At 71.3% G+C, this 15,040-nt stretch carries 14 protein-coding genes; 9 read left to right on the forward strand and 5 right to left on the reverse strand.

From position 1 onward, the window contains the following. The first annotated feature begins 2 nt into the window (after positions 1–2). Genes GA0070561_RS11115 through GA0070561_RS11145 form a run of 7 tightly spaced genes read left to right on the forward strand, consistent with a single transcriptional unit; the run spans position 3 to position 7,328 of the window. Positions 3–551: a (2Fe-2S)-binding protein gene (locus tag GA0070561_RS11115; RefSeq protein WP_091399278.1), complete on the forward strand. Its 549-nt coding sequence runs from the start codon at positions 3–5 to the stop codon at positions 549–551. Beyond that, positions 548–2,938: an aerobic carbon-monoxide dehydrogenase large subunit gene (locus GA0070561_RS11120; protein ID WP_091399281.1), complete on the forward strand. Its 2,391-nt coding sequence runs from the start codon at positions 548–550 to the stop codon at positions 2,936–2,938. The genes GA0070561_RS11115 and GA0070561_RS11120 overlap by 4 nt, the downstream gene beginning before the upstream one ends. Positions 2,939–2,948: 10 nt before the next feature. After that, complete coding sequence (locus GA0070561_RS11125) at positions 2,949–3,815, forward strand: XdhC family protein (protein WP_091399284.1); 867 nt, start codon at positions 2,949–2,951, stop codon at positions 3,813–3,815. A 3-nt stretch (positions 3,816–3,818) separates the two neighbouring features. Continuing rightward, positions 3,819–4,394, forward strand: a complete 576-nt coding sequence (locus GA0070561_RS11130; protein WP_091399287.1) for a nucleotidyltransferase family protein — start codon at positions 3,819–3,821, stop codon at positions 4,392–4,394. Continuing rightward, positions 4,391–5,260: an AAA family ATPase gene (locus tag GA0070561_RS11135; protein ID WP_091399291.1), complete on the forward strand. Its 870-nt coding sequence runs from the start codon at positions 4,391–4,393 to the stop codon at positions 5,258–5,260. The genes GA0070561_RS11130 and GA0070561_RS11135 overlap by 4 nt, the downstream gene beginning before the upstream one ends. After that, positions 5,257–6,093, forward strand: a complete 837-nt coding sequence (locus GA0070561_RS11140; protein ID WP_091399294.1) for an SRPBCC family protein — start codon at positions 5,257–5,259, stop codon at positions 6,091–6,093. The genes GA0070561_RS11135 and GA0070561_RS11140 overlap by 4 nt, the downstream gene beginning before the upstream one ends. After that, on the forward strand, positions 6,090–7,328 hold the full coding sequence (locus GA0070561_RS11145) for a vWA domain-containing protein (protein ID WP_091399297.1): 1,239 nt from the start codon (positions 6,090–6,092) through the stop codon (positions 7,326–7,328). The genes GA0070561_RS11140 and GA0070561_RS11145 overlap by 4 nt, the downstream gene beginning before the upstream one ends. Here the strand turns inward: GA0070561_RS11145 and GA0070561_RS11150 are convergent. From GA0070561_RS11150 to map, 5 genes are all read right to left on the reverse strand, one after another. Further along, positions 7,253–8,209, reverse strand: coding sequence for a LysR family transcriptional regulator (locus GA0070561_RS11150; protein ID WP_091400166.1), 957 nt, complete (start codon positions 8,207–8,209; stop codon positions 7,253–7,255). The genes GA0070561_RS11145 and GA0070561_RS11150 overlap by 76 nt on opposite strands. Positions 8,210–8,366: 157 nt before the next feature. Beyond that, positions 8,367–9,167 carry an FkbM family methyltransferase gene (locus GA0070561_RS11155; protein WP_091399300.1) on the reverse strand — a complete coding sequence of 267 codons (801 nt, stop codon included), beginning with the start codon at positions 9,165–9,167 and terminating at the stop codon, positions 8,367–8,369. 36 nt (positions 9,168–9,203) lie between these two features. Continuing rightward, positions 9,204–10,859 carry a sulfatase-like hydrolase/transferase gene (locus GA0070561_RS11160; protein WP_244166153.1) on the reverse strand — a complete coding sequence of 552 codons (1,656 nt, stop codon included), beginning with the start codon at positions 10,857–10,859 and terminating at the stop codon, positions 9,204–9,206. Between the two features lie 98 nt (positions 10,860–10,957). Further along, positions 10,958–11,827: a CDP-alcohol phosphatidyltransferase family protein gene (locus tag GA0070561_RS11165; protein WP_091399307.1), complete on the reverse strand. Its 870-nt coding sequence runs from the start codon at positions 11,825–11,827 to the stop codon at positions 10,958–10,960. A gap of 186 nt (positions 11,828–12,013) precedes the next feature. Further along, a complete protein-coding gene (map, locus tag GA0070561_RS11170) occupies positions 12,014–12,787 on the reverse strand; it encodes a type I methionyl aminopeptidase (RefSeq protein WP_091399310.1) in 774 nt (257 codons plus the stop codon). Positions 12,788–12,852: 65 nt separating this feature from the next. On the opposite strand from map, the gene GA0070561_RS11175 reads away from it, so the two are divergent. Together GA0070561_RS11175 and GA0070561_RS11180 are read left to right on the forward strand one after the other, a co-directional pair. Further along, entirely contained in the window at positions 12,853–13,155 is a 303-nt protein-coding gene (locus tag GA0070561_RS11175) for a helix-turn-helix domain-containing protein (protein WP_091399313.1), read from the forward strand. A 564-nt stretch (positions 13,156–13,719) separates the two neighbouring features. Then, complete coding sequence (locus tag GA0070561_RS11180; protein WP_279616367.1) at positions 13,720–14,895, forward strand: MFS transporter; 1,176 nt, start codon at positions 13,720–13,722, stop codon at positions 14,893–14,895. The last annotated feature ends 145 nt before the right edge of the window (positions 14,896–15,040 follow it).

Genomic DNA, 15,040 nt, shown 5'->3' on the forward strand with positions numbered 1-15,040 from the left:
GCATGCAGGTCACCATGACCGTCAACGACGTCGAGGTCACCCGGGAGATCGAGGCCCGGCTGCTGCTGGTGCACTTCCTGCGCGACGTGCTGGGTCTGACCGGCACGCACTGGGGTTGCGACACCAGCAACTGCGGCACCTGCGTGGTCTGGCTCGATGGCGAGCCGGTGAAGTCGTGCACGGTGCTCGCGGCGATGGCCGGCGGCCACCAGGTGCGTACCGTCGAGGGCCTCGCCAAGGGCGCCGAGCTGGACCCGATCCAGCAGGGGTTCATGCAGTGCCACGGTCTGCAGTGCGGTTTCTGCACCCCGGGGATGATGATGACCGCGCGGGCGCTGCTCGACCGCAACCCCGACCCGAGCGAGACGGAGATCCGGGAGGCGATCTCGGGTCAGATCTGCCGGTGCACGGGTTACGCCACCATCGTGCGTTCGGTCCGCTGGGCCGCCGTGGCCGAGGCGCAGGCCGCCGCCCAGGTCACCGAGACCACCGAATCGTCCGAGGCCGGCGAGATCGACAACGCCGGCCAGCCCGCGGAGGCCGTCGCATGACCACTGTGCACGAGCGCGTGGACACGTTCCACGACAACGACCAGAAGCCCGTCGGGTACGGCCGGATGCTGCGCAAGGAGGACCCACGCTTTCTGCGTGGTCGTGGCCGGTACGTCGACGACGTCCAACTGCCCGGCATGCTGCACCTCGCGATCCTCCGGTCGCCGGTGGCGCACGCCCGGATCGTCAGCATCGACACCAGCGCCGCCGAGGCGTCGCCCGGGGTGAAGGCCGTGGTGACCGGGGCGATGCTGGCGCAGCAGAACCTGGCCTGGATGCCGACGCTCTCCAACGACGTGCAGGCCGTGCTCGCCACCGACAAGGTGCGTTTCCAGGGCCAGGAGGTGGCGTTCGTCGTCGCCGAGGACCGGTACGCGGCGCGTGACGCGCTGGAGCTGATCGACGTCGAGTACGACGTTCTCGACCCGGTGATCGACGCGCGCCGGGCGTTGGAGTCGGACGCACCGCTGATCCGCGACGATCTGGACGGCAAGACGAACAACCACTGCTTCGACTGGGAGACCGGCGACGAGGCGGCCACCGAGGCGGTCTTCGCCCGCGCCGACGTCGTGGTCAGCCAGGATCTCGTCTACCCCCGGGTGCACCCGGCGCCGATGGAGACGTGCGGGGCGGTCGCCGACTACGACGCGGTCGACGGCAAGCTGCGGCTCTGGTCGACCACCCAGGCCCCGCACGCGCACCGCACCCTCTACGCCATCGTGGCGGGCCTGCCCGAGCACAAGATCCAGGTGATCTCGCCGGACATCGGCGGCGGGTTCGGCAACAAGGTGCCGATCTACCCCGGGTACGTCTGCGCGATCGTCGCCTCGATCGTCACCGGCAAGCCGGTGAAGTGGATGGAGGACCGCTCGGAGAACCTGATCAGCACCGGTTTCGCCCGCGACTACATCATGCGCGGGGAGATCGCCGCGACCCGCGACGGCCGGATCCTCGGCATCCGCACCAACGTGCTGGCCGACCACGGCGCGTTCAACGGCACCGCCGCTCCGGTGAAGTACCCGGCCGGCTTCTTCGGAGTCTTCACCGGCAGCTACGACATCGAGGCCGCCTACTGCAAGATGACAGCGGTCTACACCAACAAGGCGCCCGGCGGCGTCGCGTACGCCTGCTCGTTCCGGATCACCGAGGCGGTCTACCTGGTCGAGCGGATCGTCGACTGCCTCGCCGACGAACTCGGCATGGACCCGGCCGAGCTGCGCTTGAAGAACTTCATCCAGCCGGAGCAGTTCCCGTACACGACGAAGACCGGCTGGGTGTACGACTCGGGCAACTACGAGCCGACGATGCGGCTGGCGATGGAGATGGCCGGCTACGACGAGTTGCGCCGCGAGCAGGCCGAGAAGCGGGCCCGGGGCGAGCTGATGGGCATCGGCATCGCGTTCTTCACCGAGGCCGTCGGCGCCGGGCCGCGCAAGGACATGGACATTCTCGGGCTGGGCATGGCCGACGGCTGCGAGCTGCGCGTCCACCCGACCGGAAAGGCAGTGGTACGCCTCAGCGTGCAGTCGCAGGGTCAGGGGCATGAGACGACGTTCGCGCAGATCGTCGCCGAGGAGATCGGGATCCCCCCGGCGGACATCGAGGTGCTGCACGGCGACACCGACAACACCCCGTTCGGCCTCGGCACGTACGGCAGCCGCTCCACGCCCGTCTCGGGCGCGGCGGCGGCCCTGGTGGCCCGGAAGGTCCGCGACAAGGCCCGGATCATCGCCTCGGGGATGCTCGAGGTGTCGGTCGCCGACCTGGAGTGGGAGAAGGGCGCGTTCCACGTCGCCGGTGACCCGGGCCGGTCCGTCACGATTCAGGACATCGCCCTGCGCGCGCACGGCGCGGGCGACCTGCCCGAGGGCATCGAGGGTGGCCTGGAGGCGCAGATCTGCTACAACCCATCGAACCTCACCTATCCACACGGCGCATACATCTGTGTGGTGGACATCGACCCCGGCACGGCGCAGGTGACGGTACGACGGTTCATCGCGGTCGACGACTGCGGCACCCGGATCAACCCGATGATCATCGAGGGGCAGGTGCACGGCGGGTTGACCGACGGGGTCGGCATGGCGCTGATGGAGATGATCGCGTTCGACGAGGACGGCAACTGCCTCGGCGCGTCCCTGATGGACTACCTGATCCCGACGTCCCTCGAAGTGCCCGACTGGGAAACCGGCTTCACCGTCACGCCGTCACCGCACCACCCGATCGGCGCCAAGGGCGTGGGCGAGTCCGCCACCGTGGGGTCGCCACCCGCGATCGTCAACGCGGTAGTGGACGCCCTGAAGCCCTTCGGCGTCCGCCACGCCGACATGCCGCTGACGCCGTCGCGGGTCTGGGACGCGATGCGCGGCCAGGCCCGGCCGCCGATCTGAGGAGCCGCTGATGACCACCATCGCCGAACGCGCCCGGGAGCTGACCGACACCCGGGAGCCGTTCGTCCACGCCACAGTGGTCCGCGCGCAGGATCCGACGTCAGCCCGGCCGGGCGACGACGCGGTGATCCGGTCCGACGGCTCGATCGAGGGCTTCGTGGGCGGGGTGTGTGCGGAGAGTTCGGTGCGGGCCGCCGCCCTCGACACCCTGCGCGACGGCACCGCCCTGCTGCTGCGGGTGCTGCCGGAGGGCGCGACCCCGTTCCCGGAGACACCGGGGGCTCGGGTGGTGGTGAACCCGTGCCACTCCGGTGGGGCGATCGAGGTCTTCCTCCGACCGATACTGCCGGCGCCGGCGCTGCGCGTGGTCGGTGACACCCCGATCAGCGCCGCCGTGGCGACCCTGGCCGGGTTCCTCGACTTCGACGTCGTCGCTGCCGACGACAGCACCGGCTGCACCGCTGTGGTGGTGGCCGGGTTGGGCAAGGGCGAGCCGGAGGCGATCCGGGCCGCGCTCGACGCCGGCGTCGGGTTCATCGCGCTGGTCGCCAGCGGCAGACGCGGCGTGGCCCTGCTCGACGAGCTGGGCCTGACCGACGCGGAACGTGCCCGCGTCCACACCCCGGCCGGGCTGGAGATCGGCGCGCGTACGCCAGCGGAGATCGCCCTGGCGATCATGGGCGAGGTGGTCCGGGCCATCCGGGTGGACGGGTTGGCCCCGGCCTCCGGCGCGCCGGCCGCCCGACCGCAGCAGGCCGTCGACCCGGTGTGCGGGATGACAGTGCTGGTCGGGGCGGAGACGCCGCACGCGCGCGTCGACGGGCAGGACTTCTGGTTCTGCTGCGCCGGTTGCCTCGCGAGTTACTCGGCGGCGTGACAGGTGTTCCTGACCGGCGTGGTGCTCGCCGCTGGAGCGTCGGTGCGGCTCGGTGAGGCCAAGCAACTGCTCCCGTACCGGGGGCGGACGCTGCTCGACGCCACCCTCGACCTGGCCCGCTCATGCGGCTTCGACCAGTTGCTCGTCACAGTGGGCGGCGCGGCGGGCGGCATCCGCGACCGGGTGGACCTGACCGGCTGCCAGGTCGTGCAGAACCCCGCGTTCAGCACCGGCTGTGGGTCGTCGGTACGCACCGCCGCACGTGCGGTGGACCCGCGCGCCGACGCGCTCGTGCTGCTCCTCGGCGACCAGCCCGGCGTCCGCGCCGCGGACGTCCACCGGGTCGCCGCGGCGACCACCCCACTGGCCGTGTGCCGGTACGCGGACGGCCTGGGCCATCCCTTCCGCTTCGGCCGAGAGGTGCTGCCCGAGTTGTACGACCTGCACGGCGACAAGGCCGTCTGGAAGCTCCTGCACTCCGGACGCCATCCGGTGACCGAGGTGACCGTCGACGGGCCGGTGCCGATCGACGTGGACACCCGAGCCGACTACGAGCGCCTGCTGGCGGGCGACGCATGAGGGACGCCCAGGCCGTCCGGCACCGCCTCGACGCCGTCGACTACCTGGTCGACGACGGCATGGCGATGGCCCTGTTCCTGGCCTTGCGTCTCGGTCGGCCGCTGCTGCTGGAGGGCGAGCCGGGCGTCGGCAAGACCGCCGCCGCGAAGGCGTTGGCCCGCGCGCTGGAGACACCCCTGATCCGGTTGCAGTGCTATGAGGGGCTCACCGCGGGCGAGGCGCTCTACGAATGGAACTACCAGCGGCAACTGCTGGCGATCCGGCTCGCCGAGGCACACCACACCCGGCTCACCGACGCGGACCTGTTCAGCGCCGAGTACCTCCAGGAACGGCCGATCCTGCGGGCCGTACGCCACAGTGGGCCGGTCCCGCCGGTGCTGCTGATCGACGAGATCGACCGGGCCGACGACGAGTTCGAGGCGCTGCTGTTCGAGTTCCTCGGCGAGGCCGGCATCACGATTCCCGAACTCGGCACCTTCACCGCCCGCACCCCACCCGTCGTGGTGCTCACCTCGAACCGCAGTCGGGAGTTGCACGACGCGCTGCGCCGCCGTTGCCTGTACCACTGGATCGACTTCCCCGAACCGGCCCGCGCCGTGGAGATCGTCCGCCGGGCCGTACCGGGCGCGACCGGGCCGCTGATCCAGACGGCCGTGCAGTTCATCGGCGGCGTACGCCACCGGGAGTTGGAGAAGGCGCCCGGGATGGCGGAGACCATCGACTGGGTGGGTGCGCTGTCCGTGCTGGGCGTCACCGACCTGGCCGCCGACGGTGTTGTGCAGACCATCGGCACCATCGCCAAGACCCCCGACGACCGCGCCGTGGTCGCCGCCGCGCTCGGCGCCTACCAGGAGAGTCCGCCATGAAGATCACCAACGAGTTCGCGGTCACCGTCCCGATCGAACGGGCCTGGGCGGTGCTCACCGACCTGGAAGGGCTCGCGCCGTGCCTGCCGGGCGCCCAGCTGACCGACGTCGACGGCGACGTCTACCAGGGCCGGGTGCGGGTCAAGGTCGGGCCGGTCGTCTCGGAGTTCGCGGGCACCGCCCGGTTCGTCGAGAAGGACGACGCCGCGTACCGCGGGGTGATCGACGCGAAGGGCCGTGACGCCCGCTCGGCCGGCACCGCGTCCGCGCTGGTCACCGCCCACCTGCGACCGGACGGCGACCGGACGTTGGTCAGTGTGGACACCGATCTGAAGATCTCCGGCAGGCTGGCCCAGTTCGGCAGCGGCATGATCAAGGAGGTGTCGGGCAAGCTGCTGGCCCAGTTCGTCGCCAACCTGGAGGCCAAGCTCGCCGCCGAACCGCCAGCCCCGCATCCGAACGCCGAACCCGTGACGGCCCCGTCCGCCGCGCCGCCCGAGCCAACCCCGGCCGCGTCCGAGTCAACCCCGGCGGCGTCCGCCGCGCTGCCCGAGCCAACTCCGACGGCGTCCGCCACGGCGGTCGCGACCACCCCCAGCACCGCTGCCGTGGCACCCTCACCCGTCGAGCCGTCGCCGGTCGCGCCGTCGGCCGCCGGGCCGTCGGTCGTCAGGCCGTCGGGCGATGCCGTACGTGTCGCGCCGACCGCCGAGCCGGAGGCGCTCGACCTGCTCAGCATCGCCGGCGGGTCGGTCACCAAGCGCCTCGTACCGGTGCTCGTCGGTCTGGTCGCGGTCGGCGCGGTGATCGCCTGGCTGGTCGCGCGCCGGTGAGCCCGGGCGTGCTGCGCGGCGTCGACCGGGCCGCGTTCGCGGTGGCCCTCGCCAGCCGGCTGCGCCGAGCCGGCGTCCCGGCCGGGCTGACCAGCGTCGACGACTTCGTCCGGGCGCTCGCCGCCAGCCCGCCCGACTCGATGTCGTCGCTCTACTGGGCCGCCCGGATCAGCCTGGTGCGACGGCACACCGACGTCCCCGCGTTCGACCGGGTCTTCGCGGCGATCTTCGCGGACCCTCCACCGTTGCCCCGATCGCAGCGGTCCGCGCCCCCGACCGGCAGCCCCGACGACGTGTACGTCAGGGTGCCGGCCGACACCGACGACGCGGGGCCGGGCGGCGGCCTGCCGTGGGCGACACTGCCGCCGGAGGTCGCCGAGACAGCCGAACGCGACACCGTGCTGCGACTGCCCGAGCGGCGCCCGAGCGCCCACACCGGGCTCGCCGACCGTCCATTCGACGAACTCGACGCCGCGCAGGTCACGCAACTCGGCGACGCCCTGCGCGGGGCCGTCGCCGGTTGGCCGACCCGACGCACCCGGCGGCACGCCGTCGGCTCGTCCGGTGCCCGGATCGCGTTGCGGGCCACCATCGCCCGGGCCCGGCGTACCGGTTGGGAACCCGTCGAGGTCGTCCGCGCGCGCCCGGTACGGAGGCCACGCCGGGTCGTGCTGCTCTGTGACGTCAGCGAGTCGATGCGGGCGCAGGCGACCGCGTACCTGCATCTGATGCGGGCGTTCGCGGTGGTCGCCGACGCGGAGGTGTTCGCGTTCGCCACGACGCTGACCCGGCTCACCGTGGTGCTCCGGCACACCTCGGCGGCCGAGGCGGTCGCGCAGGCCAGCGCCGCCGTGACCGACCGGTACGGGGGCACCCGGATCGCCACGAACCTGCGCGCCCTGCTCACCTTCCACCACGCGGAGGCCGTACGCGGGGCGGTGGTGGTGATCGGGTCGGACGGTTGGGACAGCGATCCGCCCGCCGACCTGGCGGCCGTGATGGCCCGGCTGAGCCGCCGCGCGTACCGGATCGTCTGGTTGAATCCCCGCGCCGGCGCTCCCGGCTTCGCCCCCCGGGTCGGCGGGATGGCCGCCGCGCTCCCCTACTGCGACCGGATGCTGCCGGCCGGCACCTTCCAGGACCTGCTGGTCGTCGCCCGTCAGCTCCAGAGCGTCACGTGCACCGACGGCCGGAAATGGCCGACGCTGACGCCCGCGCCGCGCATCATCGCCTGAATCGCCCTCGGCGTCGACGAGAAGCGCCACAGTTCCTCGGCGGCCGACATCGAACCGGGGGTGGCGAGCACCTGCGCATGCCACACCGCCTCCATCGTCGCGTGCGGCCCCACCACCTGCCCGAGCTGGCCCTGGCGGATGTCCGGCGCGACGGTGAACGCGAGGGCCGGTGCCACCCCCCTGCCCCGCTTGGCCTCCCCCAGCGCGGCCGCGTGGCTCTGGAAGATCTGCTGCCGCTCTTCCGGCACGGCGAGCCGGCGCAGCAACGCCGGGACCGCGCCCCACTCGGTGGCGGCCGACGGCCCGAGCAGCCAGGTCTGCTCCCGCAGCTGCCCCGGGGACGCCGCCAGGCCGGCCAGTGGATGCTCCGGACCGACGGCGATCACGAGCCGGTAGTTCATCACCGGCCGGCAGCCGATGGCGCTGTCGACGACCGACGGCTGCGGACCGATCGCGATGTCCGCGGCGCGGGTCAACAACAGCGACCCGAACGATCCCGGGTTGCGCACGCTCAACTCGACGTCGAGGTCGGCGGCCCGCTTCGCGAAGAGTTCGATCAGCCCTGGCGCGGCGAACTCGGCGAACAGGCTGGACGCGGCGACCCGCAGCATCCGTCGCCCGCGCGTCGCCGCGCTGACCTCCAGCATGGTGCGGTCCTGCAGGCCCAGCAGTTCCGCCGCGCGACTGGCCAGCCGCAGCCCACCTGGGGTGAACGCGAGGCCCGCGGCCGTCCGGGCGAAGAGCTTGTCGCCGAACTCCTTGCGCAGCTGGGCGATGTGCAGCGACACCGCCGACTCGGAGACCTGAAGCTCCGCGGCTGCCTGTTTGACCGAGCCCAGCCGGACCACGGCGACGTACGCGCGCAGCTGTGTCGGGGTCACCGGCGTCACCCTCTTCCCCGCGATCGCGTGGCTCGGCTCGGCGTCGAGACGAACGTCGATCATCCCGCGCTGGTCCGTCCCACCGCCAGCGGCCGATCATCTGATCGTCGGGCCCGGTGCCGTTCACCGGGGACCGAAGCGGTGACGGGTGCTCCGGTCAGCTCTCGGTGGTGGCCGCCTGGCTTCCGGACACGCAGTACACGTCGCCGGAGTTCGCGGCGTGCGGCAGTTCGTGCAGGTGCGTCGCCAGGTCGGTCGCGGACGTCCAGCGTCGGAACGTCATCGACTTGTCGTCGCCCACCGCGACGTCGAAGCCGTCGAAGCCCAGCGCGGTCAGGCGATCGAGGCACCGGTCGGCGACCGCACGCGCGATGGTGGTGAACTCGAACGACAACGCGGGCAGTGGGCGGCTCAGGCCGGCCAGCACCTCGTCCTCGAAACCCTCAACGTCGATCTTGGTGAAGGTCGGCACGCCGTACGTCTCGATCAGCGCGTCGACGGTGACCACCGGGACCTCGATGTCGGTATCCCACACCTGGCCCTCCCACCCGCCCGCACCCTTCGCGGCGCGGACGAAGTCCGGTGAGGCGGTCGAGACGGTGGGGTTGGCGGAGTTGACGTGCAGCCGGGTGCGACCAGGGAGCGCGCCACACGCTGCGTCGACCAGTGTCACCTGGTCGTCGTCGGCGTAGATCGCCCGCAGGACGCGCAGACACAGCGGCTGCGGTTCCACAGCGACGACCCGGGCACCGAGGCGACGGAAGCTGGCGATGTGGTCGCCCACGTGGGAGCCGATGTCGAAGACGAGGTCCCCACTCCTGACGAAGCGGGAGTAGAAGGCGTCCATCCTCGCGTCCCGGTCGGGATCGCCGTAGTAGACGTCCAGCGACCGGTGCAGCAGGGACAGGGCCGGGTCGTTCCGGAGCGCGGCGATCCTGGTGTCGGTGGTAGCCGTCATCTGTCTGGGGTCCAGTCCGTGGGAGAGGTGGCCGGGTTACGGTCCGAAGGCGGTCAAAAACCGGTCCCGGAAGGCGTCCATCCGCCAGACCGGCGCCTGCGGCCCGGGCTTCAACCCGTCCTGCCAGCCCCACCCGGAGATCCGGTCCAACACGGCCCGATCACGGGTGATGATCGAGATCGGCACGTCGTGGCTGGCGTTCTCGCCGGTGACGACAGCGGCGGGTTGGTGGTCACCGAGGACGATGAACACGAGGTCGTCGTCTCCGTAGGTCCGCACGTAGGAGATGAGCGAGCCGAGGGTGTACTCGATGGACTTTCGGTAGTCCGCCCGGATCTGGGCGGTGTTGCGGCGCTTGTCGTCCGACCTGCCCGCGCCGGACCCACGGTAGACCGCGCCGTCGCCGACGTCGGCCCAGTCGAGCAGCGGCGGGACGGGCGTCCAGGGCGCGTGACTCGACACCAGCGCCAGCTCGGTCATCACGTTGCCGTCGCGCTTTGCCTGCTCCAGGCGCCGCCAGCTCGCGAGGGTGTACTGGTCGGGCGGGGTGCCGAAGCTGAACTTCGGGCCACGGTACGCGAGCGCCTTGGCGTCGTAGAACCTGTCGTAGCCGAAGAAGGAACCCTCCGGCCATGCCCTGGTGACGGCGGGCATCACGCCGACGGTCTGCCAGTTCGCCCGTCGGAAGGCGCCGTTGAGGGTCATCCGGTCACTGGCCAGCAGGGTGCGGTGCCGCTGGTCGTTGTCGATCCAGAGGCCGGAGAGCAGCGTGTCGTGCGCGAGCCAACTGCCGCCACCGAAGGTGGGCGAGGTGAGGAAGCCGCTCTGCGCGGCGAAACCCGCCGCGCCCAGCTCGCTGGTGCCACGGTCGAGCACCGCGCCGACCTGCGGCGCGAACTCCGGGTCCTCGACGGCGTCCCGGCCGTAGCTCTCCACGAAGGCGACGACCACGTTCTTGCCGCGCAGCGCGGTCAGTAGCTGGTCACCCGGGGTGTCGCCGAACCTGTCGGCCTCGATCAGCGCGCCGAACGTCTCGCGGTCGTCGAGGCGCAGGCGCACCTGGAAGCCGTGACCGTTGGCCAGGGTGGTCGCGGACGTGTCGGCGACCGGCACGCCCTCGACCACCCGCACGTTGAACGCGGCGCAGGCCACCCAGACGACCACCAGCGCGGCCACGATCCGGGTGGTTCCGGTGCGGTGCCGGACCACCAGTCGCCGCAGTCGCCGCATCGACAGCGTGACCAGTGCGGGCAGGCCCACGAACACCACCGCCAGGGTGACGGCGACGCCGATGGCGGCGGGTCGACCGTACGACTCGCTGAGGAAGGCGAACCCCTCGTCGAGGAGCGCCCAGTCGAGCACCGGGTCGAACGCCCGGCTCAGCGAGGCGGTGAACCCCAGGTCGAGCAGCTTCAACAGGCCGAGCAGGCCGAGGGCCACGCCGGCCAGCGTCGCGACCAGTCGGCTGCCGCGAGACGGCAGGGCGAGCAGGAGGGCCGCGACCAGCAGCGCCTCCAGGGGTATCCGCGCGAACGCGGCCGGGCTGAGTCGGCCGAAGTCGTACGGCACGGTGAGGACGAGCAGCACGAGCAGCGCGGCCAGCACGGTCGTCAGCCGGGCGCCGATGGAGCGTTTCGGCCGATCCTCGACGTCGGTGCCGTCGGCGGTCCCGCCCGAGGCTTCGCCTCTCATCGCCCTCCGTCCCTGGCTCGGCAGCTGACGTACGCGCGTCAAGAGCGACAACCCGGGCATCCTTCCATGATCTTTGCTGGGCGCGGTATCCGGGCGGCTCAGACGCGGGCGATCCCGCGCCGGGCCACGGCGACAGTGGGACGGTCCGACCACGGCAGCCCATCGGTAGTGCTCGGGGTCAGCTCGGCCAGCGCCGCCCCGGCGCGTGGGGCGCTGTGGCTCGCCGAGCTGGCCGGCTGGACCATCGCACCCTCGGCGCCGTGGATGACGGTGTGGCGGAGGCGCCGGGTCGTCCAGAGCCAGGCGACGTCACGCCCGAACGACTCGACCAGCAGCGCCACCGACACCACCAGCACCACTGTCGTCAGCGGCGCGGGCAGCACGTCGGCCATCGCCACCGTCAACACCACGCCCTGGATCGCGGCGACGACCTTGCTCCAGTAACGCGGCGGCGCGGATCCCCGCATCCACTCCAACACCCAGGTCGCGGCGCCGAAGAGGTAGCGCATCGCGCCGATCACGAGCACCCAGCCACCCACCGCGGGGGCCACGTGCAGGCAGAGCACCAGGACCAGGAAGGAGTCGATCTCCATGTCGAAGCGCGCGCCGAGCTCGCTGGTGGTCCCGGTGCGGCGGGCCGTGTACCCGTCCACGGCGTCGAGGGCCAACGCCACGCTGGTGAGGACGACCATCAGTGTGATCGGCGCCGACCGGCCGAACGAGTCGGCGGCCAGGGCCGTCACGCCGCCGACGAGGATCGCCCGGCTCAGGGTCACCCGGTCGGCCGGGGTGAGGGCACCCGCGCCCGAGCGGGACATCCCCCGGCTGAGCAGGGCGCACAGGACCACCCCGTACGCCAGCCCCGCCACCCAGCCCGCCGTGCCCAGACCGACCGTCTCCGCCAGCACCGCCAGCAGGACGATCTGCACGAGCAGTCCGATGACCGGACCAGTTCGAACCGTTGACATCGTGCCTCCGTGACTCTGGTGGGTGACCCTGACCGTCATCACGGAAAATATGACCGATCGGTTCATTCTGAACGCGATCCGGCAGGGTGCCACGGAGGGACGTGCCCCTTCGGCCGCCGGTTAATCGTCCATCGTGGGCCGCCCGCCGTCGGCTGACCGGTGCGGGCGTCGATCGTCGCGTACGGGTCAGGGCGTCGGCAGGGTGAGCACGTCCGCACCGTCGTCGGTGATGGCGATGGTGTGCTCGCTGTGCGCCGTCCGGCAGCCCGTCGCGCTGCGGAGGGTCCAGCCATCGGCATCGGTGACGAGCGTGGCGGTGTCCGCCATCACCCACGGCTCCAGCGCCAGCAGCAGCCCCGGGCGTAGCCGGTAGCCGCGACCGGGGCGCCCGGTGTTGGAGACGTGCGGGTCCTGGTGCATCGTCGATCCGACGCCGTGGCCGCCGAACTCCGTGTTGACCGAGTATCCCGCCGCCTTGAGGACCGAGCCGATCGCGTGGGAGATGTCACCGATGGGAACGCCAGGGCCGGCGGCGGCGATCCCCGCCTGCAACGCGCGCTCGGTCGCCTCGATCAGCGCGACGCTCTCCGGGGGCCGCACGTCGCCAACGATGAAGCTGATCGCCGAGTCCGCGACGACTCCACCCTGGGAGACGGCGAGGTCGAGCGAGAGCAGGTCGCCGTCGGCGAGCGGGTAGTCGTACGGCAATCCGTGCAGCACGGCGTCATTCACCGACGTGCAGATGTAGTGGCCGAACGGCCCGCGCCCGAAGGACGGCTCATAGTCGACGTAGCAGGACTGCGCCCCGGCCTCGGTGATCATGGCCTGCGCCCACCGGTCGATGTCCAGGAGGTTGGTGCCGACCACGCAGCGGCTCTTCAGCGTCTGCAGGATGCCGGCGACCAGCGCGCCGGCGCCCTTCGCTCGCAGCACGTCGGTGGGGCTCAGGATCTCGATCATGCAGCGCCTTCCTCGGACGACCAATAAGTATCCCGGCCATATTATCCCGGTACTAGAATCGGAGCATGGTCAGGTTGCCGCTCACTCCCGCAGAGCTCGAACGCGGACAGCGCCTCGGTGCCCTCCTGCGTCGAGCCCGTGGAGAGCGTTCGATGCTCCTCACCGCGTTGGACGCGGGCGTCTCGCCGGAGACTCTTCGAAAGATCGAGTCCGGCCGGATAGCCACCCCCGCGTTTCCGACCATCGCGGCGATCGCCGACGTCCTCGGCCTCTCCCTCGACGCCGTCTGGTCGGAGATCAACACGTCGGACGGCAGCGCCGAACTCCCCCGACCGACGCGCACCGCGCGCGAACGGTTGGCCTCCTAGCGCGCTGCGGTCGAGCCGGTTGACGCCGCCGCGGGTGGGCCCGATTCGCTTTCGCTGTGTACGCCTTGTCGACCAGGACTCGGTCAAGACCTCGTCTTCGGGACGGCCTGTTGTCGGGTGCAAAAGGCGCATGTGGTCAGGACCCGAATGAACTGCGGGCCATCACTGCGCTGCCGGCAGAGCCCCTTCCCACGATAAATAACCTAACAGTGATTCTTCCCGATCGGTATCGGACAGACGCCCGACTGCGCAGGTCAGCGGGGGTGGCTAAGTTCGCCCAATGCCCACCAACATCATCGGTGCGGAATCCGCGGATACCTGGACGCTCGGTGACCTGAGCGTCAATCGGATCGGATTTGGCGCGCTGGTCCGAGCTACGTGACGCGGGACTCCTAACGAGTTGGCCAACCTCGACTGACGGCCCTCGGCAGGATTCAGCCCTGCCACCACCTCGGCGGAAGGTTCGTCACTGTGCAGGCAGCGACAACGCCCGTTCCCATTCCTCCGCGCGACACCTCGTGGCTCGTTGCCCGAGGACTCATCCCCGATCACGGCCCTCAGCGGGTGCTGGCCTTCGCGACCTTCGTCAACATGCTCGGAAGTGGCATCTTCATGGCCACCGCCGTGCTCTTCTTCACCCGATCCGTCGGTCTTCCCCTTGCGCAGGTCGCTCTGGGGATGGGCATCGCGGCGCTCGTCGGGATGCTCGCCGGGGTTCCGGTGGGGCATCTCGCCGATCGTCGAGGCCCGCGCGAGATCTATCTGCTGACCCTGGTCATCCGAGCCGCCACCATGGCCGCTCTGGCCTTCGTCCACACGTTCTGGCCGTTCGTCGTCCTGGTCTGCCTGACCCAGCTCGCGCACTCAGCCGGCGGGGCGTCTCGCGGTCCGCTGGTGCGTGGCTTCGGCGGCACCAACCTTGGCCAGTACCGGGCCTATCTGCGGTCGATCGCCAACCTCGCGGGATGTTGCGGCGCCCTCGCCGCCGGCGCAGCGGTGCAACTGGACACCCGCGCGGCGTATCTGGCCCTGGTCGTCGGCAACGCCGTCAGCTTCGTGGCATGCGCCGCCATCATCACTCGGCTGCCCTCGCTGCCGCCCGTTCCAGCGCCCCAGTTGACCGGGCGCTGGATCGCACTGAAGGACAGGCCCTTTCTGGCAGTCACCGTGCTCGACGCCATCCTGGGAATACAGGGCCAGGTACTGGTCTTCGCGCTGCCGGTGTGGATCATCTCGGAGACCGACGCGCCACGCTGGTTCGTCGGGGTGGCCGTGCTGGTCAACACCGCGCTCGTGGCGACGCTGCAGGTCAGAGCGAGCCGGGGGGTTGACACCAGTTCAGCGGCGGGGCGGGCGATGCGCCGCTCCGGGTTGGCGTTCCTGATCGGGATGGCCCTGATCGCCGCCACGTCGGCGATGCCCGGATGGGTCGCCGTCACGGTGATGACGCTGGGGGTCGCCTCGCACACCGTCGGCGAGTTGTGGCACGCGGCGGGCTCACTCGAGTTGCAGTTCCGGCTCGCTCCCGCGCACGCGCAGGGGCAGTACATGGGAATCTCCGGCCTTGGCACGGGCCTGGCCAACGTCGCCGCCCCTTCCATCCTGGGCCTGCTCTGCATCGCCTGGGGTGCCCCTGGCTGGCTGCTGATGGGCGGCATCTTCGTCGCGGTCGGGCTCGCCGCCCCGGCGGTCGTCCGATGGGGCGAGCGAACGCGCCCGGCCTCAGCGGGTGCTGTCTAGAAACCAGTGATCCGGCCGCCGGAACTCGACCGGGCGGAGGCCGACCGAGCCCACGCAGGCCGGTCGGCGTGAACGGGGAAAGATCGCGCGAGACTCGTGACACGGCGCGAGCTGGCCCCGGTCGATGGACGACCGGGGCCAATGG

Source organism: Micromonospora saelicesensis (assembly GCF_900091575.1).
Lineage (GTDB): Bacteria > Actinomycetota > Actinomycetes > Mycobacteriales > Micromonosporaceae > Micromonospora > Micromonospora saelicesensis.